The organism is Nocardia sp. NPDC003963, assembly GCF_053605105.1.
The window spans coordinates 15,663-39,227 of sequence record NZ_JBSGIP010000005.1 but is presented as its reverse complement, the minus strand read 5'-3'; the positions used below and the strand labels follow the sequence as shown (position 1 = coordinate 39,227).

The 23,565-nt window shown below is 69.9% G+C and carries 21 protein-coding genes; 10 read left to right on the top strand and 11 right to left on the bottom strand.

The annotated features are described in order from the left end of the window. Positions 1-39: 39 nt before the first annotated feature. The 9 genes from mraY to ACWEWT_RS13695 form a co-directional block, all read right to left on the bottom strand. On the bottom strand, positions 40-1,116 hold the full coding sequence (mraY, locus tag ACWEWT_RS13735; protein WP_030523849.1) for a phospho-N-acetylmuramoyl-pentapeptide-transferase: 1,077 nt from the start codon (positions 1,114-1,116) through the stop codon (positions 40-42). Continuing rightward, positions 1,113-2,663: a UDP-N-acetylmuramoyl-tripeptide--D-alanyl-D-alanine ligase gene (locus ACWEWT_RS13730; protein ID WP_452558885.1), complete on the bottom strand. Its 1,551-nt coding sequence runs from the start codon at positions 2,661-2,663 to the stop codon at positions 1,113-1,115. Before ACWEWT_RS13730 ends, mraY begins: the two co-directional genes overlap by 4 nt. Next, entirely contained in the window at positions 2,660-4,276 is a 1,617-nt protein-coding gene (locus ACWEWT_RS13725; RefSeq protein ID WP_452558883.1) for a UDP-N-acetylmuramoyl-L-alanyl-D-glutamate--2,6-diaminopimelate ligase, read from the bottom strand. The genes ACWEWT_RS13730 and ACWEWT_RS13725 overlap by 4 nt, the downstream gene beginning before the upstream one ends. 89 nt (positions 4,277-4,365) lie before the next feature. Continuing rightward, positions 4,366-6,330 (bottom strand): peptidoglycan D,D-transpeptidase FtsI family protein, encoded by a 1,965-nt coding sequence (locus ACWEWT_RS13720; protein WP_452558881.1) that lies wholly within the window; start codon positions 6,328-6,330, stop codon positions 4,366-4,368. Further along, positions 6,327-7,244, bottom strand: a complete 918-nt coding sequence (locus tag ACWEWT_RS13715; RefSeq protein ID WP_452558880.1) for a hypothetical protein — start codon at positions 7,242-7,244, stop codon at positions 6,327-6,329. Before ACWEWT_RS13715 ends, ACWEWT_RS13720 begins: the two co-directional genes overlap by 4 nt. Positions 7,245-7,476: 232 nt before the next feature. Next, positions 7,477-8,454: a 16S rRNA (cytosine(1402)-N(4))-methyltransferase RsmH gene (gene rsmH, locus ACWEWT_RS13710; protein WP_452558878.1), complete on the bottom strand. Its 978-nt coding sequence runs from the start codon at positions 8,452-8,454 to the stop codon at positions 7,477-7,479. A 279-nt stretch (positions 8,455-8,733) separates the two neighbouring features. Then, positions 8,734-9,165: a division/cell wall cluster transcriptional repressor MraZ gene (gene mraZ / locus ACWEWT_RS13705; protein WP_452558876.1), complete on the bottom strand. Its 432-nt coding sequence runs from the start codon at positions 9,163-9,165 to the stop codon at positions 8,734-8,736. Positions 9,166-9,641: 476 nt separating this feature from the next. Then, positions 9,642-10,073 (bottom strand): DUF3040 domain-containing protein, encoded by a 432-nt coding sequence (locus tag ACWEWT_RS13700; RefSeq protein WP_452558874.1) that lies wholly within the window; start codon positions 10,071-10,073, stop codon positions 9,642-9,644. Positions 10,074-10,267: 194 nt separating this feature from the next. Beyond that, positions 10,268-10,660 (bottom strand): SAV_6107 family HEPN domain-containing protein, encoded by a 393-nt coding sequence (locus tag ACWEWT_RS13695; RefSeq protein ID WP_452559161.1) that lies wholly within the window; start codon positions 10,658-10,660, stop codon positions 10,268-10,270. Between the two features lie 242 nt (positions 10,661-10,902). Between ACWEWT_RS13695 and ACWEWT_RS13690 the strand changes: the two genes are divergently transcribed. The 6 genes from ACWEWT_RS13690 (at position 10,903) to ACWEWT_RS13665 (ending at position 16,371) form a co-directional block, all read left to right on the top strand. Then, entirely contained in the window at positions 10,903-11,520 is a 618-nt protein-coding gene (locus ACWEWT_RS13690) for a GNAT family N-acetyltransferase (protein WP_452558873.1), read from the top strand. Next, positions 11,517-13,082, top strand: a complete 1,566-nt coding sequence (locus tag ACWEWT_RS13685) for a phytoene desaturase family protein (RefSeq protein ID WP_452558871.1) — start codon at positions 11,517-11,519, stop codon at positions 13,080-13,082. The genes ACWEWT_RS13690 and ACWEWT_RS13685 overlap by 4 nt, the downstream gene beginning before the upstream one ends. Further along, positions 13,067-13,915 carry a carotenoid biosynthesis protein gene (locus ACWEWT_RS13680; protein WP_452558870.1) on the top strand — a complete coding sequence of 283 codons (849 nt, stop codon included), beginning with the start codon at positions 13,067-13,069 and terminating at the stop codon, positions 13,913-13,915. The genes ACWEWT_RS13685 and ACWEWT_RS13680 overlap by 16 nt, the downstream gene beginning before the upstream one ends. Positions 13,916-13,931: 16 nt before the next feature. After that, positions 13,932-14,711, top strand: a complete 780-nt coding sequence (locus ACWEWT_RS13675; protein WP_452558868.1) for an LppM family (lipo)protein — start codon at positions 13,932-13,934, stop codon at positions 14,709-14,711. Positions 14,712-14,755: 44 nt separating this feature from the next. After that, positions 14,756-15,910: a glycosyltransferase gene (locus tag ACWEWT_RS13670; RefSeq protein WP_452559160.1), complete on the top strand. Its 1,155-nt coding sequence runs from the start codon at positions 14,756-14,758 to the stop codon at positions 15,908-15,910. Positions 15,911-16,011: 101 nt separating this feature from the next. After that, positions 16,012-16,371: a hypothetical protein gene (locus tag ACWEWT_RS13665; protein ID WP_452558867.1), complete on the top strand. Its 360-nt coding sequence runs from the start codon at positions 16,012-16,014 to the stop codon at positions 16,369-16,371. A 19-nt stretch (positions 16,372-16,390) separates the two neighbouring features. On the opposite strand, the gene ACWEWT_RS13660 is transcribed toward ACWEWT_RS13665, so the two are convergent. Next, positions 16,391-17,392 (bottom strand): methylenetetrahydrofolate reductase, encoded by a 1,002-nt coding sequence (locus ACWEWT_RS13660; RefSeq protein ID WP_452558865.1) that lies wholly within the window; start codon positions 17,390-17,392, stop codon positions 16,391-16,393. A gap of 213 nt (positions 17,393-17,605) precedes the next feature. Between ACWEWT_RS13660 and ACWEWT_RS13655 the strand changes: the two genes are divergently transcribed. Genes ACWEWT_RS13655 through ACWEWT_RS13640 form a run of 4 tightly spaced genes read left to right on the top strand, consistent with a single transcriptional unit; the run spans position 17,606 to position 23,082 of the window. Continuing rightward, a complete protein-coding gene (locus ACWEWT_RS13655) occupies positions 17,606-18,703 on the top strand; it encodes a polyprenyl synthetase family protein (protein WP_452559158.1) in 1,098 nt (365 codons plus the stop codon). Between the two features lie 58 nt (positions 18,704-18,761). Further along, complete coding sequence (gene crtI, locus ACWEWT_RS13650; protein WP_452558864.1) at positions 18,762-20,348, top strand: phytoene desaturase family protein; 1,587 nt, start codon at positions 18,762-18,764, stop codon at positions 20,346-20,348. Positions 20,349-20,407: 59 nt separating this feature from the next. Then, on the top strand, positions 20,408-22,096 hold the full coding sequence (locus ACWEWT_RS13645; protein ID WP_452558863.1) for an alpha-(1->6)-mannopyranosyltransferase A: 1,689 nt from the start codon (positions 20,408-20,410) through the stop codon (positions 22,094-22,096). Next, positions 22,093-23,082, top strand: a complete 990-nt coding sequence (locus ACWEWT_RS13640) for a phytoene/squalene synthase family protein (protein WP_452558862.1) — start codon at positions 22,093-22,095, stop codon at positions 23,080-23,082. Before ACWEWT_RS13645 ends, ACWEWT_RS13640 begins: the two co-directional genes overlap by 4 nt. A 10-nt stretch (positions 23,083-23,092) precedes the next feature. Here the strand turns inward: ACWEWT_RS13640 and ACWEWT_RS13635 are convergent, their stop codons facing one another. Next, entirely contained in the window at positions 23,093-23,461 is a 369-nt protein-coding gene (locus ACWEWT_RS13635; RefSeq protein ID WP_452558860.1) for an Rv2175c family DNA-binding protein, read from the bottom strand. Positions 23,462-23,565 lie beyond the last annotated feature (104 nt).

Sequence of the window (23,565 nt, the reverse complement as noted above, 5' to 3'; positions counted from 1 at the left end):
GAGCGCAGGGCCCGCGGCGAATGTTCCTCCATCGTCAACTCACCCGACCGCGGAGAGATATTCGCTGTAGAACAGCGAGAGTCCGGCCGCCGAGGCCATCGCGGCCAGCAACCAGAACCTGATGATCACCGTGGTCTCCGCCCATTTGCTCAGTTCGAAATGATGGTGGAACGGCGCCATCTTGAACAACCGGTTCCTAGTGGTGCGGAAGACGGCCACCTGCAGCACCACCGACGCCGCCTCGGCGACGAACAGCGCACCGATGACCACCATCAGCAGTTCGGTCCGGGTGGTGATGGACAGGCCGGCCAGCAGACCACCGAGGGCCAGCGATCCGGTATCACCCATGAAGATCTTGGCGGGCGCGGCATTCCACCACAGGAACCCGATGCACGCTGCCGTACCGGCCGCGCAGACCAGCGCCAGATCCAGCGGGTCGCGCACGTTGTAGCAGCCGGTCTCCGGTTTGGTCTCGCACGAGTGGTAGTACTGCCAGAACGTGATGACGACATAGCCGCCGAGGACCAGGCTCATCGATCCCGCGGCCAGACCGTCCAGGCCGTCGGTGAGGTTCACCGCGTTCGACCACGCCACCACGATGAGGCAGACGAAGGCCAGGAACACCACCACACTCATCGAGACGGTGTTGATATCGCGCACATAGGACAGTTGCCGGCTGGCCGGGGAGAGCCCACTGCCGCCCGGGAACTGCAATGCCAGCACACCGAATACCACCGCCGCGGTGATCTGGCCCAGATATTTACCCGCGGCCGTGAGCCCCAGATTGCGGCCCTTGCGGATCTTGATGAAATCGTCGATGAATCCGACGACACCCAGGGCGGTGGCCAGGCCGAGGACCAGCAGCGCCGAAGCGGTCGGACCTTCTGCCTCGTAACCGATCCCGATCAGATGGGAACCGAGATACCCGGCCCACATACCGATGATGATCGCCACCCCGCCCATCGTGGGCGTACCGCGTTTGGACTGATGGCTGGCCGGACCGTCGACCCGGATCTCCTGACCGAAACCCTGCCGGGCGAATATCCGGATCAGCAGCGGGGTCAACAGGATCGACACCGTCAGCGCGATCGCCGCCGCGAACAAGATCTGTCTCATCGCACTGCCTCCGTGCTCACCCCGTCGGCGGCGGTGCCGCCCGGTGCCGGTGTGCCGGCACCCGTATCCTTCTCACCCTCGGCCAGCAGCTGTTCGGCCACCGCCCACAGGCCGACCGATTGCGATGCCTTCACCAGCACCACATCACCCGCGCCGACTTCGGCGGCGAGCAACTCCACGGCCGCTTCGATATCCGGGACGAGCACCGATTCCTCACCCCATGAGCCTTCCATGACCGCTCCCTGGTGCATGCCCCGGGAGGGTCGTCCGGTTCCGACGACGATGAGCCGGTCCACATCGAGGCGGACCGCGAGACGGCCGATCCCGTCGTGTTCCACCACCGATTCCGGGCCGAGTTCGGCCATTTCGCCGAGCACCGCCCAGCTGCGCCGCGGGGTGTCGCCCGACCGGGCCATGGTGACCAGCGCCTTGAGCGCGGCCCGCATGGAATCCGGGTTGGCATTGTAGGAATCGTTGATCACCGTGACCCCGGCGACGCTCGTTCGCACGTCCATCCGCCGTGCCGATGCGGCGCGGGCGCCGGACAGCGCGGTGACCAGGGTGTCGAGATCGGCACCGCATTCCAGGGCCACCGCGGCGACCGACAGTGCGTTACCGACCTGGTGTTCCCCGTGCACGGCCAATGTCACCGGGCGGTCACCGAGCGGTGTGTGCAGGGTGAACGAGGCACGGGCCTGATCGTCGAGAGTCGTTGCCGTAGCACGGATCTGCGCGCTCGCGGAATGTCCGACCGTTACCACCCGGGCCACGGTACGCGAGGCCATGGCGGCGACTTTCGGATCATCGGCGTTGAGTACGGCGAGACCGCTTTCGGGCAGGGCCTCCACGAGTTCGCCCTTCGTCTGCGCGATGGCCTCGCGACTGCCGAATTCGCCGAGATGCGCGGTACCCACATTCAGCACCACCCCGACCGTCGGCGGCGCCACCCGCGCCAGCGCGGCGATATGCCCCGGACCACGCGCCGACATCTCCAGCACCAGGAACCGGGTCTCCGGACCGGCGCGCAGGGCGGTCCACGGATGCCCGAGCTCGTTGTTGAAAGAACCGGGCGGGGCCACCACCGGACCCAGCGGAGCGAGCACGGCCGCCAGCAGATCCTTGGTGGAGGTCTTACCCGAGGACCCGGTGACGCCGACCACCGTCAGCCCACCGGCCGCGACCAGACGCGAGACGCTCTCCCGGGCCAGCGCGGCCAGCGCGGCCAGCACCGCGGCGCCCGCGCCGGTCGAATCATGGCTCAGTGCAAGCGCACTCGACGGCACCGAGCCGGTCGCCGGTGGTACGACGAGGGCGGCAACTCCGACCGGCCGGGCCCCGAGCACGGCGATCGCGCCCGCCTCGATCGCGGCGGCGGCGTAGTCGTGACCGTCGACCCGCTCTCCCGGCAGGGCGAGGAAGATATCGCCGGGACCGACTCGGCGCGAATCGAATTCGACCGAACCGGTCACCCTGGCCTCCGGGTCACCGACGTCGTGCAGCGTTGCGCCCACGACCTCGGCGATATCCCGCAGTGTCATTTCGATCATGAAACTGTCAAGTCCTCCGCGCCCGTCGACCACGAACCGTTGTCCGCGCCCCCGGAACTGTGCCGCAGTGCCGAATCGATCGCCGCCGCGAGTACCTCGCGGTCGTCGAACGGATATTTCACCCCGTTGATCTCCTGACCTGTTTCGTGGCCCTTCCCCGCCACCAGCACCACATCACCGGCGTGGGCCCAGCCGACGGCCGCCGCGATGGCCGCCGTCCGGTCACCGATATCGCGGACCTCGCCGCGCTGATCTTCGGTGACACTCTGCGCGCCCGCGATCAGCGATCCCCGGATCGCGGACGGATCCTCGGTGCGCGGGTTGTCATCGGTGACGATCAGCAGATCGGCACCCCGGGCCGCGGCCGCGCCCATCGGCCCCCGTTTACTTGTATCCCGGTCACCGCCGGCCCCGACCACCACCGCCAGCCGTCCCCGGCTGCCCGCCGTGGCCAGATGGGTGCGCAGGGTCGCGATCACCGATTCCACGGCGGCGGGTTTATGGGCATAGTCCACCAGGGCCAGGAATTCCTGCCCGCGCTCCACTCGCTCCATCCGGCCGGGTACATCGACGGTCGCCAGCGCGGGCGCCGCCGTTCCCGGCGCGACCCCCGCCGCCGCGCACACCGCGACCGCCAGCAGACTGTTGGCGACGTTGTAGTCACCGGGCAACCGCAACCGCACCGGTATCTCACCCGCGGGCCCGCGCGCGGTGAATTCCTGTTCACCGCCGTGGGCGCGAGCGGGACCGGCCAGTGACCAATCCGCCGGTTCGGTGGTCGCCACCCGGATCGGCGCCGCCAGCCCATCGGCGAGCCGGCGACCCCACGCATCGTCCACACACACCACGGCGGTCCGCGCCGCGACCGGCGACTCCGGTTCGAACAACCGGCGCTTGGCGGCGAAATAATCTTCGAAATCGGCGTGGAAATCCAGATGGTCCTGCGACAGGTTGGTGAACGCACCCACCGCGAACCGCACCCCGTCGACCCGGCCCAGCGTCAGGGCGTGGCTGGACACCTCCATCACCACCGCGTCCACCCCTTGTTCCACCATCAGCGCGAACATGGCGTGCAGCTGTGGCGCTTCGGGGGTGGTGAGCGCGCTGGGGACCCGGCGGCCCCCGATCCTGGTCTCGATGGTGCCGATCAGGGCGGTGGACAGCCCACCGGCGGCCAGTCCGGCCTCCACCAGATACGACGTGGTGGTCTTACCGGAGGTGCCGGTGATACCGATGATCCGCAACCGCTCCGACGGATGTCCGTAGATCGCCGCCGAAAGCTCACCCAGGATCGCGCGCGGATTCTCGCGCACCAGGACCGGTACCGGCAGCTCACCGGCCAGTTCCGCACCGGCGGCATCGGTGAGTACGGCGACCGCGCCGCGGGCCACCGCATCCGCGGCGAACCGGGCGCCGTGCGCCCGGGAGCCGGGTAACGCGGTGAACAGATCACCGGGTAGGACCGCGTCGGAGCGCTGTTCTATCCCGGTGACGAGCAGGTCGGTGGCGACCGGTGGCCGAAGTTCGGCGTCGATCAGATCCAGCAGGTCGGGCAGCGGTGTCGACAGCGGCCGGGCCGGCCGCAGCGCGTGCTGGCTGGACTGCGCGGGCACAGGGTTCCTCTCTGCATGATGAAGCGCGGATACGACGACGAGTCAGGTTACCGACGACATGTCACGGTCGGGTAAGCCGGTTCGCCGAATCACGACGCCTGCAGGACGAACTGCCGTTCCGGTTCGCTGGACGGCGGTATCCGATCCCGCTGCAGGGCCCAGGAGGCGATGTCGTGGAACAGCGGTGCCGCCGACTGTCCACCGCTGCCGTCGGAGCTGCGTACCGGCGCGTCGAGCATCATTCCGATCACATAGCGCGGATTGTCCGCCGGTGCGATACCGGCGAAGGTGATCCAGTACGAGGAGCTCGAATAGCAGCCGCAGTTCGGATCGACCTGCTGCGCCGTACCGGTCTTCCCGGCGATCCGGTACCCGTCGACGGCGGCGGCGGATCCGGTACCCATCTGCACGCCGGTCGGGTCGTTCTGCACCACCGACTGGAACATGGTACGCAGCGTGCGCGAGGTCTCCGGGCTCACCACCCGCACTCCCTCGGGAGCCGGTTCTTCGGTGCGGGTCCCGTCGGGCGCGACGGTGGCGCGGACGATTCGCGGCGGCATCCGGACCCCGCCGTTGGCGATGGCCTGGTACATCCCGGTCATCTGCAGAGTGGTCATCGAAAGGCCCTGTCCGATGGGCAGGTTGGCGAAGGTGCCCCCGGACCACTGGTCGCGGGCGGGCACCCGGCCGGAACTCTCGCCGGGGAGTCCCACCTCGGTACGGCGGCCCAGGCCGAAGCGTTCGAGCATATCGGCGAACCGGTCCTCGCCGACGCGCTGAGCCAGCATGAGGGTGCCCACATTGGAGGATTTCCCGAAGATCCCGGTGGTGGTGTACGGGGCGACGCCGTGTTCCCAGGCGTCGCCCACGGTCACCCCGGACATATCGATACGGCCCGGCACCTGGTGTACCTCGTCGGGCGTGGTGAGGCCGTATTCGACGGCCGCGGCCGCGGTGACCACCTTGTTGACCGAACCGGGTTCGAACGGCTGGGTCACCGAAGGATTGTCCAGCCCGGCCGGATCCCAGTGCTGTGGACCGAGCGCCGGATTGAACGTGTTGTCGTTCGCCATCGCCAGTACCTGGCCGGTTTTGGCGTCCAGCACCACCGCCGAGGCCGATTTGGCACCCGAGCGATCCTTGGCCTGCTGGACCTGCTGCTGCACATGGTTCTGCAGGTACGAGTCCAGGGTGAGCTCGATATTGTTACCGTCCACGGCGGGCTGGCGGTCCCGGACGCTACCGGGTATGACCGCGCCGTCGGAGCCGCGGTCATAGGTGTAGGAACCGTCGGTCCCGGCGAGCGCCGAATCCAGTGACGCCTCCAGCCCGACCCGACCGTGACCGTCCCAGCCGGTGGCGCCCACGATATTGGCGGCCAGCGACCCACCCGGGTATTCGCGCGGGTCCTGGCGTTCGGTACCGATCTCCGGGAACTCGGCGGTGATCTCGTCGGCTTTGCGCGGGTCCACATTGCGCGCCAGGTAGACGAAGGTCTGGTCGCTGCGCAGCTTCTCCAGCAGCTCGGATTCTCCGGGCCCCTCGTCGCCGAGCACCTGATGGACGGTGCGGGCGATATCCTCGAGCCGTCGATCGGGATCGGGTGCCGTATCGTCCTTCGCCCGGGCATCGGCGAGGTCTTTGCGCACCCGGACCGGCTGGAAGTTCAGCGATTGGGCGGTGATGGTGAACGCCAGCGCCTTCCCGTTGCGATCGGTGATGGTGCCGCGGGTGGCGGGCAGATCCTGGTACGCGGTGCGCTGCCCGGCCGCCTGCGCCGACAGCGTCGGGGCGGCGACGGTCTGCAGCCACAGCAGCTGCAGGGCCACCACGGCGAGGGCCACCAGCATGATCAACCGGCCGACACCGAGCCGGATCCGCACCGGTCCCCCCGGCGCGGATCGGGTGCCCGGGCGCGGCCGCCCCGGCGAACGGGGCCGGCCGGGTGCGGACCGGGCGACCTCGGCGGCTTTCTTCTTCACCTTTCCGCGGTCGCTCGCGGCTCGGGATCTCGGCGCGGAATCGCGCCCACGACCCGACCCGCGCCGGTTCATCGGATCTCCTCACCCGCCGGGACAGGCGGCAGCGGCGCGACCGAGGTGGGTTCGACAGGGGCCGGCACGTCGACCGGGACCGGAGCATCGGCCGGGCCGGGCGCTGCCGCAGCACCCTCCACCGGAGCAGGAGCCCCGGCGGGCGCGGTGCCCTCGACCGGAGCACCGTCGCCCACGGCGGGGGCGGGCGGTGGCGCTACGTCCTCGGCCGGTGCAGCCCCCTCCACCGGGGCGGTCCCCGCCGGGGCACCGGTCTGTTCCGGCGCCGGGACGCCCTCGGCCGGCTGTGGCACCGAGGTGGGTTCGGACCCCGGCGCGGCGAGCACATCGCCCGGGCCCGGCGCGGCCGGATCCGCTCGGGGCAGGGCCGGGACCGGCACGATCCGCTCCCCGGGATCGGCGCCCGTACCGGGCGCCCCGGAGCGAGGTGGTGCGTTCAGCGGCGGAGCCGGTGGCCCCTGTGCGGGCATGGGCTCACCGACCACGGTGACCGTCCCGTCGGGGGTGACCATCAGCCGGGCCGGATCCGGTGCCGGGACCATGCCGAGTTCCCGGGCCCGGGTGGCGAGTTCGGGCGGGGAATCGGCCGCGGCGACCTCCCGCTGCAGGGCGGCGCGTTCGTCGGCGAGCACCCGGTTGGCTTCGCGCGCGTCGCTGAGCTGATAGCTGTCCTCGGCGGCGCGGGTGGTCAGCACCAGGGTGAGGGCGAGCCCACAGCCGAACATGGCCAGGATCGCGGCGACGAACGGTCCCCGCCCGGCCAACTCCGTCCGCGGCGCGGCCACCGGCGGCGTACCGGGCCCGCCGGTGCGCTGCCGGCGCCGGGCGTAGGCGCGCTGCGCCGCACCGGATTTCACCCGTTCCGCATCGTGTACCCGCCGAGCCGGCCGCCCGGTTTCGGTACGTGTGCTCACGCTCATACCTGACACCCCCGTATCGGTGTGATGGCCCGCGGTATCGACCCGCGCGCCCCTGTGCTGTGGTCCGTAATGCCCAGCCGGTGCTCCCCTGACACCACAACTCCGCGGACACCGATGCGACAGGCGGATATCGCATCCACACCGTCGTACCGCAGATATCGGTCGCGGACAAGCGAATTCGCTGCTCCGCGGACCGCTGCGGCACGGCCGGTGCCGGTGTCCGGATTCATCCCGCGTCCTGTGCGATCTTCTCGGCGGCGCGCATCCGGACCGGCGCGGCGCGCGGGTTCTCCTCGATCTCGGCGGGACCCGCCTGTTCGGCGCCCCGGGTCAAGATCCGGAACTCCGGGCCCATACCCGGTAGTTCTACCGGAAGCCCCACCGGGGTACGAGATTTCGCGCGTTCGGCCAGTTCGTGCTTGACGACCCGGTCCTCGAGTGATTGATAGGACATGACCACGATGCGCCCGCCCGGCCGCAGCGCCGCCAGGGCGGCCGGTAACGCCGCGCGCAGCGAATCGAGTTCGCCGTTGACCTCCACCCGCAACGCCTGGAAGGTCCGCTTCGCCGGATGCCCGCCGGTTCGGCGGGCGGGCGCGGGGATGGTGTCGTAGAGCAGGCTCACCAGTTCGGCACTGGTACGCAGCGGTTGCCGGGCGCGCCGGCGCACCACCTCGGCGGCGATCCGGTTCGCGAAACGTTCCTCGCCGTAGACCTTCAGCACCCGGGCTATCTCGCCCTGGCTGTAGGTGTTGAGTACATCGGCGGCGGTCGGACCGGTGGTCGCGTCCATCCGCATATCCAGCGGGGCGTCCACGGAGTAGGCGAAACCCCGTTCGGCTTCGTCCAATTGCATGGACGAGACACCGAGATCCATCAGGATGCCGCTCACCGAATCGGTGGCGGGCAGGCCGGCCCGGGCGAGCGCGTCGGCGATTCCGTCGTATCGCGTATGGACCAGGGTGGTCCGGTCGGCGTAGGGCCGGAGACGTTCGGTGGTGAGCGCGAGCGCCCGGGTATCGCGGTCGAGACCCACGAGCCTCAGATCGGGGTGGGTGCGCAGAAAATATTCGGCGTGGCCACCGAGTCCGAGCGTCGCGTCGAGGTAGACGGCCGCCGGAGCGTCGAGCACCGGATCGAGCAGTTCGCCGGCGCGGGTGAGCAGAACAGGGACGTGTCGTGTGCCGTGCTGCTCACGGTTCAAATCGACCTCCGGGGATCCTTAGCCTCGCTCCGTGACGACCCGATCCGGGTCGCGCCGCACCCGGTACGGGTGCGGATCATCGGCGCCGAAGCGGGCGAACAATTGATTGCGCGAGATGCGGCCACGCGACCGATCTATCCGCACGCTCACAGTGTGTGCGGCAGAAGGAAATCGGCGACGTTACGAATGCCGCGGGGTCTCTGACCGAAGCGGCACCTGGCGTCGGGGAAGTACGTCAGGGTCCGCATCCGGGCAGAGGCCGCGTGGCACTCGCGCGGGCTAGAAGATTCCGCCCAGTGCCTCGTCTCTCGCTTGCGCGTAGTCCTCCTCGTGCTCGGCGAGGTAGGTCTCCCACGCCTGCTTGTCCCATATCTCCAGGAAGTCGACCGAACCGATGACCGTACAGTCGCGGGTGAGGTTTGCGTACCGGCGATGTTCGGCCGACAACACGATCCGGCCCTGCGAATCCAGCCGCTGCTCATCCGTGCCCGCTGCCAGCGCCCGGATGAATGCCCGCGCCTGCGGGTTGCTCCGGGATGCCGACGCAGCTCGCCGGGCGAGCGCACTGAACTCGTCCTTCGGATAGACGGCAAGGCTGTGGTCCTGCCCTTTGGTGACCATCAACCCTCCCGCCAGATCGTCTCGAAACTTCGCGGGCAACGTGAGTCGCCCTTTGTCGTCCAGACGAGGTGTGTAAGTACCGAGAAACAACCCGATACCTCCTACCGGACCACCTCGAATGGTGTTGACCGGCTAGGCCGGTCGAGTGCCTTGCAGCCTCTCCTGTAGTGCGCGCTCCACATTACCCCACTTTCCCCCACTTTCAATCGAAACACGGGGTGATGTGCCTCCCCGCCCGGCGGATTTCGCAGGTCACCCCAGCTATCACCGGCTGGGTGAACTTTTCGCGGCCCCTGCCTCCTTGCGCGCGTCCACGACCATCGACTCCGGCGGCTCCCGTCAACTTCCAGCAAACACCCTGTTCACGCGAGCTCGGACGAGCGGGTGGGGCGCGGTGGAGGAACCCGGTGGGGCGTTGTGGGAAAGGTGGCCCCGTGCACGTCCGGCGCGGACCCGGCCCCGCGCCGGACCCCGGGCCGGGTGCACGCACGAACAGCGGTGCCGCACCGGGCTACCGGCGCGGCACCGCTGTCGGCTCGTATGGCCGGTTCGAGATCGGCGGGCGGTTACTCCTCGAACCTTCGGCGGAAACGGTCCTCCATACGTTCGGTGAACCCACCGGAGCGGCGCGGACGCCCGCGCCCGCCGGCTCGCTCCGACGACGACCCTGCCCCCGACGCATCGCCCGGCGAACCGCCGCCGCTGCCCGGCGAGGCACCCTTGGCGCCACCGAGCAGGAGTAGAACTCCCGCGCCGAACATGACGATGAATCCGATCAGGCTGATGATCGGAAAGCCGCCGGGTCGCACCGGAAGGGCGATCCCCGCGACGAGTAGGACAAGGCCCAGGACGAACAAGGCCGCGGCCTGGAGTCGACGACGACTCGAGGTCGTACGAAGACGTCCACCGCGGACGGACGAGGCGAACTTCGGATCCTCAGCATAGAGAGCGCTCTCGATCTGTTCGAGCATGCGCTGCTCGTGCTCGGAGAGTGGCACGGTACCTCCCCCGGCACTAGGTCGTGGCTGTCGCCTCCGGGTAGGCGACAGATAACCCCTTGGCGGCTATCTGTCATCAATGATACGAGTTCGCCAGGAGCGGTACCACCATATGGGTACAGCCGAACGAAGTTCGTCGCCCGATCGAATCGGGCCGGGGCCGAATACAGAGGTCCGACGGCCGGCGGTGACCTCTAGTGAGGCGTGTCGTCCCTCTCACCGGCAGCACGTAGCCGCGCGGCCGGTGCGATGAGATCCTCGACATCGTGCAGGAAGGCTCCCACCCGCGAAGCGAACTCGTCGGCCCACTCCGCGCCGATCTCCCGGGGCAGCCCGGCCTCCAGCGCCGCCCGGGTCGCGGAATGGCCACTGAAATAGTCCGCCCACATCACGAATTCGGGTGCCGCGCGCTGCAACATCACCCACGCGTTACGCGATCGTGCCCGCGGCGCGGTATCGGCACCGGTGAGCGCCAGCACCGCTCCCGCGCCGCGCAGGGCCGCCAGGTAGGCGACCCGGAAACGCTCCTGCGGATCCTGCTCGCCGGCCGCCTCCATGAGCAGCCCGTCGGCGCGCCGCAGCAGCATCCCCGCCCGGCCCGGCTGCACCGGGTGCATGCTTCGTTCCGGCATGGCCGTCCCTCCGTATCTCGCCCGTCACTCCCCGCGGCGGTCCGCCGGTATGGCAGGCTGAGCGTGCACCGCGGGGGCCGAACAGGCATTCGAACGTTTGGCTCGAGCTTGAATATAGAGACGACCACCGACATGTTCGTGTGCCCGAAACCGCAGCTCCGCCCCCGCCGACCGCGAAAGAGCCCACCGATACCGCAATGACCGCTGTCAAGTCGAATCATCTCCCCGCCCCGGTCGTCGTCGACCTCTCGGTAACCGCGCTGCGCGCCCGGTTGCACGACGCACTGGCCGTGTACGTCGCAGCCATGGACTATCCGCGCGGTACCGAGCACCATCGCGCACCGATGTGGACCGAGCACACCCACCGGGTCGGGTGGCAGGCGGTCGCCGCGGTTGTCCCCGAGGACAACGGCGAGTTCGACCTGCGCCGCTCCCCCATCGTGGCCGTCGCCTACGGGTATCGCGGCGGACCGCAGCAGTGGTGGCAGCAGCAGGTGCATGCGGGTATGCGCCGGACCGGTTGGCCGGAACCGGTCGCCCAGCAGCTGCTCGGCGACTATTTCGAACTCACCGAGCTCCATGTGCATCCGAGCGCGCAGGGCCGCGGTATCGGGGCGACCCTGCTGCAGCGTCTGCTGCGGGACCGCCCCGAGCACGCCGTCCTGCTGTCCACTCCCGAGGTGGGCGAGGAGGACAACCGGGCCTGGCGCCTCTACCGGCGGATGGGTTTCCGGGATGTCCTGCGCGATTTCGTCTTCGCCGGCGATACGCGCCGCTTCGGGATCCTCGGCCGGTCGCTACCACTGCTGCCGTGAGTGTGGTGATCATCGGCTCCGGCCACAACGCGCTGGTGGCAGCCTGCTATCTGGCGCGGGAAGGGCACCGGGTCCGGGTGCTGGAGAGCGATACCGTACTGGGCGGGGCGGTCTCGACCGTGGAACGTTTCCCGGGCCACCGCGTCGACCGGGGTTCTTCGGCACACCTGATGGTCCGGCACACCGGGATCGTCGAGGAGCTCGAACTGGACCGTTTCGGACTGCGCTACCTCGACTGCGACCCCTGGGCCTTCGCCCCGGCCTGTCCGGAGACGGGCGCCGCACCGATCGTGTTCCATCGCGACCTCGACCGGACCTGCGCGTCGGTGGCCGCCGCCTGCGGTGACCGCGATGCCGCGGCGTACCGGCGTTTCGTGGGTGTGTGGGAGCCCCGGGCACGGCGGGTGATGCGCTCGTTCGGCGGCGCACCGACTCCCGGCCGGCTGCTGCGCTCGTTCTGGGGGCTGGACGCCCGAGACGGCGGGAGCGCGCTGTCCCGGGAGTTCCTGCAGTCCGGTGACGCGCTCCTGGACACCTGGTTCGACGACGAGCGTTTGAAGGCCGCGCTGGCCTGGTTCGGCGCCCAGTCCGGGCCGCCGATGTCGGAACCGGGAACGGCGCCGATGGTCGCGTTCGCGGCGCTGATGCACACCCTGCCGCCGGGCCGGGCGGTAGGCGGTAGCGGCGCCCTCACCGAGGCCCTGGTGGCACGGCTGCGCAGCGACGGCGGCGAGATCGTCGCCGGCGACGCGGTCACCACGCTGACCCGCCGTGTGGACGGCTGGCGGGTCGGTACAGCGGCGGGGCGGGCATACGACTCCACGACCGTGATCGCGGGAACCCATATCCTCACCACGCTCGACCTGCTGGGGGCCGGCGGATTCGAGCCGCGAACGCTCGACCGCTGGCGGCGGCGAATCCGGGTGGGCCCCGGGATCGGCATGGTGGTGCGAGTCGCGACCGACGCGCTCCCCCGGTATTCGGGCGCGACGACCGACGAATCCGCGCCGGGTCTGCAACTACTCGTAGCGGATCGACGCCGCCTGGCGCTGGCGCACGGCAGTGCCGCGGGCGGGCGGCTGCCCCCGCGGCCGATCGTGCTCGCCATGAGTTTCAGCGCACTGGACCCGAGTATCGCGCCCACCGGGCAACACCAACTCTCGCTGTGGTCGCAATGGCACCCCTACCGTCTCACCGCGGAAGGCGGCTGGGCCCGGCACGGCGAATCGGAAGCGGACCGGATCATCGCCGAACTCGATCGCTACGCACCGGGTTTCGCCGGGTCCGTACTGGACCGCCATATCCAGACACCGGTCGATCTGGAACGCGAGATGGGGCTGCGCGGCGGCAATGTCATGCATGTGGAGATGAGTCTCGATCAGATGATGCTGTGGCGCCCGCTACCGGAGCTGTCCGGGCAGCGGGTGCCGGGCGCGCCCGGTCTCTATCTGACCGGCGCGTCGACGCATCCCGGCGGCGGAGTGTCGGGGGCGAGCGGCCGCACCGCCGCGCGTCTGGTGCTGCGCGACAGCCGCGGGATCCGCAAGTGGATACGCCGCTAGCCGGGCCGGGGGCCCGGCCCGCGCGATGGCGCGACCTGCTACCGGCCGGTCTGCTGGTCGTGCTGGTCGGAACGCAGATCGCCTATCCGCTGACCAGTGGCGCGGCCCGCGACGCGGTAACGGTGGCCGTGGTCCTGTTGACCGCCGGTACCGCACTGCTGCACGCCGCGGTGACCCGCGGTATCGGCTACGCCGCCGGGTTCCTGGTGATCGTGTCCGGGATCGGGCTGGCGGCCGAGGCCGTGGGCACGGCGACCGGGATCCCCTTCGGGGCCTACGAGTACGCGGACGGACGGCTCGGGCCGGAGCTGTTCGACGTACCGCTGGTGGTCCCCCTCGCCTGGACCGGCGGGCTGTATCCGATCTGGGTGGTCGCCGGTCTGCTGTGTCCGGGTCCGGTGACACGGATCGCCGCCACCGCGATAGGCGCGGTGGGCTGGGATCTGTTCCTCGATCCGCAGATGGTGGCCGACGGGCAGTGGCAGTGGGCGGTCACCGATTCCGGGCTGCCGGGCCTCGCCGAGATCCCCTGGACCAACTATCTCGGCTGGCTGGCGGTGGCGGCGGTGATGGCGGGAGCACTCACCGGCTGGGAACGGTCCGCCGCCCGATCCGCGCGGATCGGGGTGCCGGTGGTGATGTTCCTGTGGACCTGGCTCGGTTCGGCGCTCGCACACGCGGTGTTCCTCGGACTGCCGTATTCGGCCGGCTACGGCGCGGTCGTGCTGGGGGTTCTCGGTATTCCGCTACTGGTCCGGCTGGTGCGCGACGGCACCGGCGGTCCGTCCGAGCACGATCGGCGGATCCTCGGGCCCGTCGCATGGCGTGGGTGAGTTCGGGCCTGGCACCATGTCATCCGTGCCTCCGAGTCCCGTTACCGCGAAACCCGGCTCCCCGGTCCCCGCTCCGCGCTCGCGCCGCCGCCTGCGGTCGCGGATAGCCGCGGCCTTCGTCCTGGCCGCGCTGCTCACCCCCGCGCTGGCCGGATGCCTCCGCGTCCAGGCCTCCATGGGCCTGTCGTCCAACGACCGGGTCTCGGGCCGGATCGTCGCCGCGGTCGTACCGGAGAACAGCGAGGACAAGGGCCCCCAGCTCACCGCCCCGGAAACCCTTGCCACCAAGGTGCGCATCGAGCCGTACAACCAGGACGGATACATCGGCAGCGAGGTGTACTTCGACGATCTGAACTTCGGCGAGGTGGAACAGCTGTCCCAGCTTTCGGAGCAGGCCCAGGGCCTGTTCGACCTGAAGTTCCAGCGCAACGGCGATCTGGTGAGCCTCAACGGCCGGGTGGACCTGGAAACGTTGGCCCCACACGGATCCGATGTGCAACTGAGTGTGGCTTTCCCGGCCCGGGTCGCCAAGACCAACGGCAACCGCGAGGGCGATTCCGTGGTCTCCTGGAAACTTCCCGCCGGTGAGGTCAGCACCGTCCGCGCCGAGGTGGGCTACGCCGATCCCAACACCCGTTCCTTCGCGGGCTGGGCGGGGATCGTCGGCGGGATCACGCTCGCGGTCGCGGCGGTGGTCATCGCACTCGCCTATGTGGACCGCAATCCGCCGGCACCGGGCGGACCGGCCGGGTTCTCGCTGCGACGCTGGTGGGACCAGGTCAAATCCGACGCATGAGATCGGCCGCGCGGGCGCCGGGAGGATGGAGCCGCCTGGTGACCATGGGCACCGGCTTCGCCGTGTCCGGGGCCGCGCTCGCCGCCTGGAACCGGCTCACCGTCCCCCGCCTGCCCGACCGCGCCGGCCCGGTCGACGAAACCGTCACGGTCTGTGTACCCGCGCGCAACGAAGCCGCGCTGCTCCCCGGACTGATCGGTGATCTGCGCGCCCAGGCCGGTATCGCGCGCTTGCGCATCCTCGTCCTGGACGACGCCTCCACCGACGATACGGCCGCACAGGCCCTGCGGGCGATGGACGACGACCCCCGGTGCGAACTGCTCCGCGGTACCACCGACCCACCACCGGGCTGGACCGGTAAGGCGGCGGCCTGCGCCGCGCTGGCCCGACACGCACGGAGCGACGGCGGGATCGGGTCCGGCGTACTGGTTTTCCTCGACGCCGATATCCGGCTCGCGCCGACGACGCTGGCCGCGGCCGTCACGCGGCTGCGCCGGGAGGACCTCGCGCTACTGGCGCCGTGGCCCGAACAGCGCGCCGAAACCGTGGCCGAGCGTGCGGTGCAACCGCTGCTGTGCTGGTCCTGGGCGACCACTCTGCCGGTGGCCCGGGCCGATCGCGGCACCTACCCGTCGACCGTGGTGGCCTGCGGACAGTTCCTGGTGTTCGACGCGGCGGGGTATTACGCGATCGGCGGTCACGAGCCCGTCGCCGGCAGTGTCACCGAAGACCTCGATATCGCCCGGGTGCTGCGCCGGGCCGGCCGGCGGACCGCGACGGTGGCAGCGGGCGAATCGGCACGGACCCGGATGTACCGGAACACGAACGAACTGGTGGCGGGCTACCGGCGCTGGCTCTGGTCGGCCTACGGCGGGTCGGTCGCCGGCGGCGTGGCGGTGGGCACCGTCGCCGCGTGGGCCTACTGGCTGCCCCCGCTGGCCGCCGTACTGGGCCACGGCCGCACGCGCCGGATAGGCCTGCTGGGTTACGCCGCCGCGGTCACCGGCCGGCTGCTGGCGCGCGATCTGGAGAAAGCGCGGCGGCCGGACCGGCACGACCTCGTGGACGCGCTCGCGCACCCGGCCTCGGTCGCGGCCTACCTATTGCTGTGGCAACACTCACATCGCGCCCACCGTCGCAACGCCCTGACCTGGCGCGGACGTGTCCTTACACCCCGCCAAGAGCTGGATTCTCACTGATTCTTGGTCTTGTGCCCGCACCGGAGCGGCCGGATGATGAACCCGCCCGGCACGACCGGCGGGCAGGGCCGCGACGGCCCGGGTTCCGAGGAGGCTGCACCATGACCATTGTCGGCCACACCAGCGTCGATACCACCTGGACGCAATGGTACGAGCGGTGCTCGGTCCGGCTGCGCAGCCCGCACGGCAGCAGCGACCCGGTCGCCCGGCACCGGCTCGGCGAGGCACCGGAACAACTGCCCGGCCTACCCGGCACCTGGTGGGTGATCGACGGCCGCGTGTTCATCGCCGCCAAACCCGGCGACCGGCTGGACCACGCCGGCGAACGTATCGCCGGTATCGAGATCATCGATCCGATCGACGGCGCTCCGGGACTGATCCTGCGGCACGACGACCGTGCGCTCGAGGTGGTCCGCCGCGACGACCTCATCACGGTCAACGTCTACGCCCCCGCCGACTGACGCCGGTCCGCCCGGCGACTCAGGCGCTGAGCGGTGACGCGGTGACGCCGTAACCCAGATTGGTCAGCACCTCGCTGGTCGCCTTGGCGAAGTTCAGGGTGATGAAGTGCAGACAGGGGGCGCCCTCGGCGATCAACCGCGCACCCATCTCGGTGGCGATCTCGATCCCGGCGGCCCGGACCGCGGCACGATCCTCTTCCGGCCCCGAGCCGGCGGCCGCACGCAATCGCTCGATCACCCGTTCAGGTAGCGGCCGGCCGCACAACTGCTCGGCCCGCTCCACCGTGCGCAGCGAGGTGATCGGCATCAGTTCCGGGATGATCGGCTTGGCGCCCTCCTCCGGATCCAACGCGGCGATCCGATCACGCAGCCGTAGGTAGTCGTCGACGTCGAAGAACATCTGGGTGATCGAATACTCCGCGCCCGCACGCAGTTTCGCCGCCAGGTGCCGCGTATCGTGATCGAGGTCGATCGAGCGGTGGTGACCCTGCGGGAACGACGCCACCCCGACATGGAAATCGCCGAGGTCGCGCACGATCCGCACCAGCTCCTCGGCGTATTCCACCCCGCCGGGGTGTTTGTGCCATTCCCCCAGCGGATCGCCCGGCGGGTCGCCACGCAGCACGAGAATATTGCTGATACCGGAATCGGCGTAGGCCCCGACGATCGAGCGCAGTTCGGCGACGCTGTGCCCGACCGCGGTGAGATGACCGACCGGCAACAGGGTGGTCTGCAACGCCAGTTCCCCGGTGACGCGCACCGTACGGTCGCGGGTGCTGCCACCGGCGCCGTAGGTCATCGAGACGAATGCCGGGTGCATCCGCTCGAAGGTACGCACCGCACGCCACAGCCGCTGCTCACCCGCCTCGTCGCGAGGTGGGGAGAACTCCACGGAGAAGGGCACGGCGCCGTCGGCGTGCCGGCCCAGGCGCTGCACGACCGAAGGCGTCGCGGAGACGTCCGGTGACGTGGGAGACGGCCGGCCAGGGGTCGGTAGTCCCCGCGCGTTGTCGAAAGTCACCGACCCAGTCTAGAGCCGACCCCGCACCTGCCCCGAGTGTCTCCTGTCCGGTCCGCTACCCGATCCCGGCCCGGGGCCGCGCGCGCGTATTCTGCGATCAGGTCCCGCCGCCGCGGCGGGCGAACGTGGGTCGCTCCCGCAGCAGCGGCCGCCACCGGCCGCTCCCACGGGCATCGAACGAGCTGGGAGGTCACCCTGTCCGCCGGAACCGGTATCCCGACCCGGTCGGGTCCCCTCTCGGCCGTCCCCGGGACAGCGGCCTTCGCGACGGCCGTGGAACAGGCCCTGACCGATTTCTTCACCTCCCGCCACGATCCGGTCGCCGAATTGGGTCCGGTATTCGCCGACAGCGTCGAGGCACTCGAATCGTTCACCCTGCGTGGCGGCAAACGCACCCGGCCCGGGTTCGCGTGGATGGGCTGGCTGGGCGCCGGTGGCGATCCGGCGAGCACCGAGGCGACCGCGGTGCTGCGCGCGTGTTCGGCCCTGGAACTCGTCCAGGCATGCGCGCTGATCCACGACGACATCATCGATTGCTCCCGCACCCGGCGCCGGTTCCCGACCGTGCATGTGGATTTCGAACAGCGGCATCACCGCGCGGCCTGGTCCGGAGACTCGGCGCACTACGGCGAATCGGTGGCGATCCTGCTCGGCGATCTGGCGCTGGCCTGGGCCGACGATATGGTGCACGACGCCGGACTCGATCCGGCGGCACTGGCCCGGTTCGCGGCGGTATGGGCCCGGATGCGCACCGAGGTACTGGGCGGCCAGTTGCTCGATGTGCACGGCGAGGCCAGCGGCGACGAATCGGTGGCCGCGGCGCTGCGGATCAACCGCTACAAGACCGCCGCCTACACGGTGGAACGCCCGCTGCACCTCGGCGGGGCACTGGCCGACGCCGACCCCGGACTGATCACCGCCTACCGCACCTACGGGACCGATATCGGGATCGCCTTCCAGCTCCGCGACGATCTGCTGGGGGTGTTCGGCGATCCCGCGGTGACCGGTAAACCCTCCGGGGACGATCTGCGCGAAGGTAAACGCACCGTCCTGGTCGCCGAAGCGCTGCAACGCGCCACTCCGGCGGCGGCCCGGAAACTGCGCACCGAGATCGGCACCGATCTCACCGAGGAACAGGTCGGCGAATTGCGGACGCTGCTCACCGAACTCGGCGCGGCGGACGCGGTGGAAGCCCGGATCACCGCATTGACCGATCAGGGCCTGACCGCGATCGATGCCAGTACCGCCACACCCGAGGCCAAGACTCGGCTGCGGGCGATGGCCCTGGCGGCCACCCGGCGCGCGGCATGACCACCGGTGAGCCGCGGCCGACCGCGGTGGCGGGCCCGCACGCACCGGCGGGCAGCTCGTGAAGTCGGTGACCGGCCCCGTGGAGCGGGTGGTCGTGGTCGGCGCCGGGTTGTCCGGTCTGGCGGCCGCGCTGTACCTGACCGGTGCCGGCTGCTCGGTCACCCTGGTGGAGCGCGCCGATCATGTCGGCGGCCGGGTCGGGCGGTACCGGTTCGCCGATTACGAGATCGATTCCGGCGCGACCGTACTCACCCTGCCCGGACTCGTCGACGACGCATTGGCCGCGGTGGGAGCTGATCCTTCGACCACGGTGCCGCCGTTGCGGATCCGGCAGTTGGATCCGGCCTACCACGCCCGCTTCGCGGACGGATCCGACCTGCGCGTGTACGCCGACCCGGACCGGATGAGCGCGGAAGTCGAGCGGAGTTGCGGCCCCGGCGAAGCCGTCCGGTATCGGCGGTTACGGGACTGGCTGGGCCGTGTGTACCGGGCCGAATACGACGAATTCCTGGCGGCGAACTTCGATTCACCGCTGGATATGGTGCGGTACCCCGCAAAACGAGCGGCTCTGCTCGAACTGATCCGGCTCGGTGCCTTCGGCCGGCTGGGCAACCGGGTCACCCGGACACTGCGCGACCCGCGGCTGGCCCGCCTGTTCACCTTCCAGGCGTTGTACGCGGGAATGACACCCGAGCAGGCACTCGGTGTGTACGGCGCGATCCCCTATATGGACACCGGTCTCGGCGTCTACTTCCCCGACGGCGGAATGCGATCTGTCGCCGAGACCATGGCGGGTGCGTTCACCGCCGCCGGTGGCCGGCTCGAACTCGGTACCGAGGTCACCGGACTCGACCACCACCGCGGCCGGGCCCGGCGAGTGCTGCTGGCCGACGGCCGGGACCTGCCCTGCGACGCGGTGATCCTGACCGCTGATCTGGGGTCGCTGGATCGCTTCGGCGCGCGCCCGCGTCGACGGCTGCGGGCCTCCCCGTCGGCGGTCGTCGCGCACGGCACCGTACCCGCCGAGATCACCGGAACCTGGCCGGTACAGGCACATCACACCATCGACTTCGGCGCCGCCTGGTCGCGGACCTTCGCCGAGATCACACCCCGCCGCGGGGGCCGTCTCATGAGCGATCCGTCACTGTTGCTGACCCGGCCCGCGCTGAGCGATCCGGGGCTCTACCTCACCCGCGGCGAGGCCCGTTACGAACCCTTCTCGCTGCTCGCTCCCTGCCCCAACCTGGATTCGGCACCGTTGGACTGGACTCGGCTCGGACCCTCCTACCTGCGGGAACTACTCGCCGTCCTGGAGGAGCGCGGATACCACGGGATCTCGGCGCAGTTCCGCGTGGACCGGCTCGACACGCCCGCGACCTGGCTGGATCAGGGCATGATCGCCGGGACGCCGTTCTCGGCCGCGCACCTGTTCCGCCAGACCGGCCCCTTCCGTACTCGTAATCTCGCGCGCGGCAAGGAGAACGTGGTCCTGGCCGGATGCGGGACGACACCGGGCGTCGGGGTACCCACCGCGCTGTTATCGGGAAAACTCGCGGCACAGCGCGTTGTGGGCGAGAATCGCGGTGCCCGGACGCGCGCCCCCGCTACCGTCCGGCTGCCTTCCGTGACGGAAGCCGTAAACTGAGCGCCGACCTATTCGCCCGCGGTTGCGACCGCCGACCATCCAGGGGGGACCGACACCGGATGCCAGCCCCCTATATGCACACCACGACCACCACTGTTCCCGTCGCCGACGCCGACGCGGCAGTTTCGGAACCGCAGACCGCGCGGACGGCAGGACGTGCCGGTTTCGCGCCCGGATTCTGGGGTTGGCTGCGTTTCTGCGCCGATTTCCTGCGCAGCCCGGAAGGTCATGCGGCGCTGCTCGGCTTCGCCGGCGCGGTCATGATCACCTTCGGTGGTTTCGGCGCCGGCGGCGTACGCAAACGCGATCCACTGCTCGAGGCCGTGCACCTGTCCTGGCTGCGGTTCGGGCACGGTTACGCGCTGTCGATGATCTGTGTCTGGGCCGGGGTGCTGATGATGGTGGCCGCGTGGGTGCGGCTGGGCCGGATAACCCTGGGCTTCGGCGGCCACACCGGCGAGGTGCGGCTCAACGAGCTACGCGCCATCGTCGGTATCTGGATCGCCCCGTTGATGTTCGCGGTGCCGATGTTCAGCCGCGACGCCTACTCCTATCTCGCCCAGGGCGCGCTGCTGCGCGACGGTTTCGACCCCTATCAGGTGGGCCCGGTCGCCAATCCCGGAATCCTGCTCGACAACGTGAGCACCGTCTGGACCACCACCACCGCCCCCTACGGTCCGGTGTTCCTGTTGATGGGTCGCGCGATCACCGCGGTGACCGGGGACAGCGTGGTCGGCGGCACGATCGTCCTGCGCTTCGTCATGCTGCCCGGCCTGGTGCTGATGATGTGGGCGGTGCCGTACCTGACCAAACACCTCGGTGGCCGGCCCGCCGTCGCCCTGTGGCTGGCGGTGCTGAACCCGCTCGTGCTCATCCACCTGATCGGCGGCGTGCACAACGAGATGCTGATGGTCGGGCTGATGTGCGCCGGGATCGCGCTCGTGCTGGAACGCCATCATGTGGCTGGGATCGTGGTGGTGGCGATCGGGGTCGCGATCAAAGCGACCGCCGGTGTCGCACTCCCGTTCCTGGTGTGGATCTGGATGCTGCACGAACGCGACCGCCGCGCCGAGGACGGCCAGCGCGCCGCCCTGGCCACCACCAGCCGGGAGTTCCTGGCCCATCACTGGAAGATGTTCGCCAAGATCGCGAGCCTCGGCCTCGCCGTATTCGCGGTGGTTTTCGTGGCGGCTTCGGCGATCGCCGGCGTCGGAATCGGCTGGCTCACCGCACTGTCGGGGTCACGCAAGATCATCAACTGGTTGTCGCTGCCCACCGTCATGGCGCATGCCGTCACCTGGATCACCCCGTTCGGCCTGGATTCGACCCTCGAGGTGACCCGCATGCTGTGCATGCTGGCACTGCTGGCACTGCTGGTGTGGACCTGGTGGCGGTTCAAACTCAGCGAACGCGACGCGGTACTGGGCATCCTGATCGCCTTCGTCGCCATCGTGATCCTGTCGCCGGCCGCGCTGCCCTGGTACTACTCGTGGCCGCTGGCCCTGGCCGCCGGCTTCGCATTATCCACCACCACACTCATGACGCTGGTCGGTGTCTGTACCTGGCTGATGCTGGTCTTCCAGCCGGACGGTTCGATCGGCCTGTACAACTTCTGGCATGTCGCGGCCGCGACCTTCGCCTCGGTGGTCGCCGCACTCTCGCTGCGCAATATCGACCCGCTCCGCCTACGCGGCACGCCCCGCACCCCACGCGCGGTCACGACGCCCGCAGTCACCGGCGGTCTGTGAACAACCCGCCCGGTACGCGCGTCGGCGTACCGACGCCGACGGGGCCCCCGGGGCACGAGTCCCTCCCGGCAGCCTATCGGCATTGCCGGCGGATCGCCGCCGCACACGGTCGTACCTATTATCTGGCGACCCGGCTCCTGTCGGCCGACCGCCGTCCGGCGGTGCACGCGCTGTACGCCTTCGCGCGGACCGTGGACGATATCGTCGACGGCCCGCCGGGCCGGGGTGGCACCCGGTACGAACCGGTGACAGTGCTGAACGCTGTCGAATACCGGCTCCGCAGCGCATGGTCCCGGCCCGGGCACACCGCACCGCTACCGGCCGGCGTCGCACTCCCCCCGGAGTTCGACCGGATTGTCTCGCCGGTCACCGATACGGTCGCCCGATTCGCGATCGAGCCGCGGCATTTCTGGACCTTCCTGGATTCCATGCGGATGGACCTGCCGGAGTCTCCCCTGTTCCGCGACCGCTACCCGACGATGGTGGCGCTGGACGAGTACATGCGCGGGTCGGCCGCGGCCATCGGTCTGCAACTACTACCGGTCCTGGGCACCGTCTGCCCGGTCGCCGAAGCCGAACCCGCGGCGGCCGCGCTCGGCAACGCATTCCAGCTCACCAATTTCCTGCGCGATATCGGCGAGGACCTCGACCGCGGCCGGATCTATCTCCCGACGGCCGATCTTGCCGCGTTCGGGGTGGACGAGGCACTGCTCGCCGAGGGCCGGCGCACCGGTCGCACCGACCGGCGCCTGCGCCGCGCGCTGGCACATCTGATCGCGGTGAATCGCGATCTGTACCGGGGTGCGCACCCGGGTATCGATCTGCTGAGCCCGCGGGTGCGGCCCGGTATCCGCGCGGCCGCGACCCTCTACGCGGCCATCCTCGACCGCATAGAGGACAGCGGCTACGCCGTGTTCGCGCAGCGCGCCGTAGTGCCGCGGCGCCGGCGACTGAGGCTCACCGCGAGCGCGGCACTGGGCGGCTGAGATGGCCTGTTCAGATCGGTTCGGCGGCGGCGCGGCGCAGTACCTCACGGGCCAGCGGCCCGTGCAACGCCTCCACCGGTTTACCCGGCAGCGTGTTGTCGTCGGTGAAGATCCACTCCAGGATCTCCTCATCGGTGTACTTCGCGTCGCGCATCACCGTGATCAGCCCGGGCAGCCATCTCAGTACGGCACCCGTATCGTCGAAGAAGATCTCCGGGACGCCCACCACACCGTCGCGCCGGAGGGCGAGCAACTGGTTGTCGCGCAGCATCTGATGGACCCGGGTCACGACGACGCCCAGTTGTTTCGCGACTTCCGGCAGCGCGAGCAGGGGTACCGAGGCGGGCAGGACATCGGTACTGCAGGGAAAGGCACTCACGGAAGACAACCGTAGACGCTGCCCGCCTCCCCACCGTGAGACACCCGTGGCAGCGCGGCCGATAACATCGACACCAGCCGCGCGGGGCGGCCACCGTGTGGACG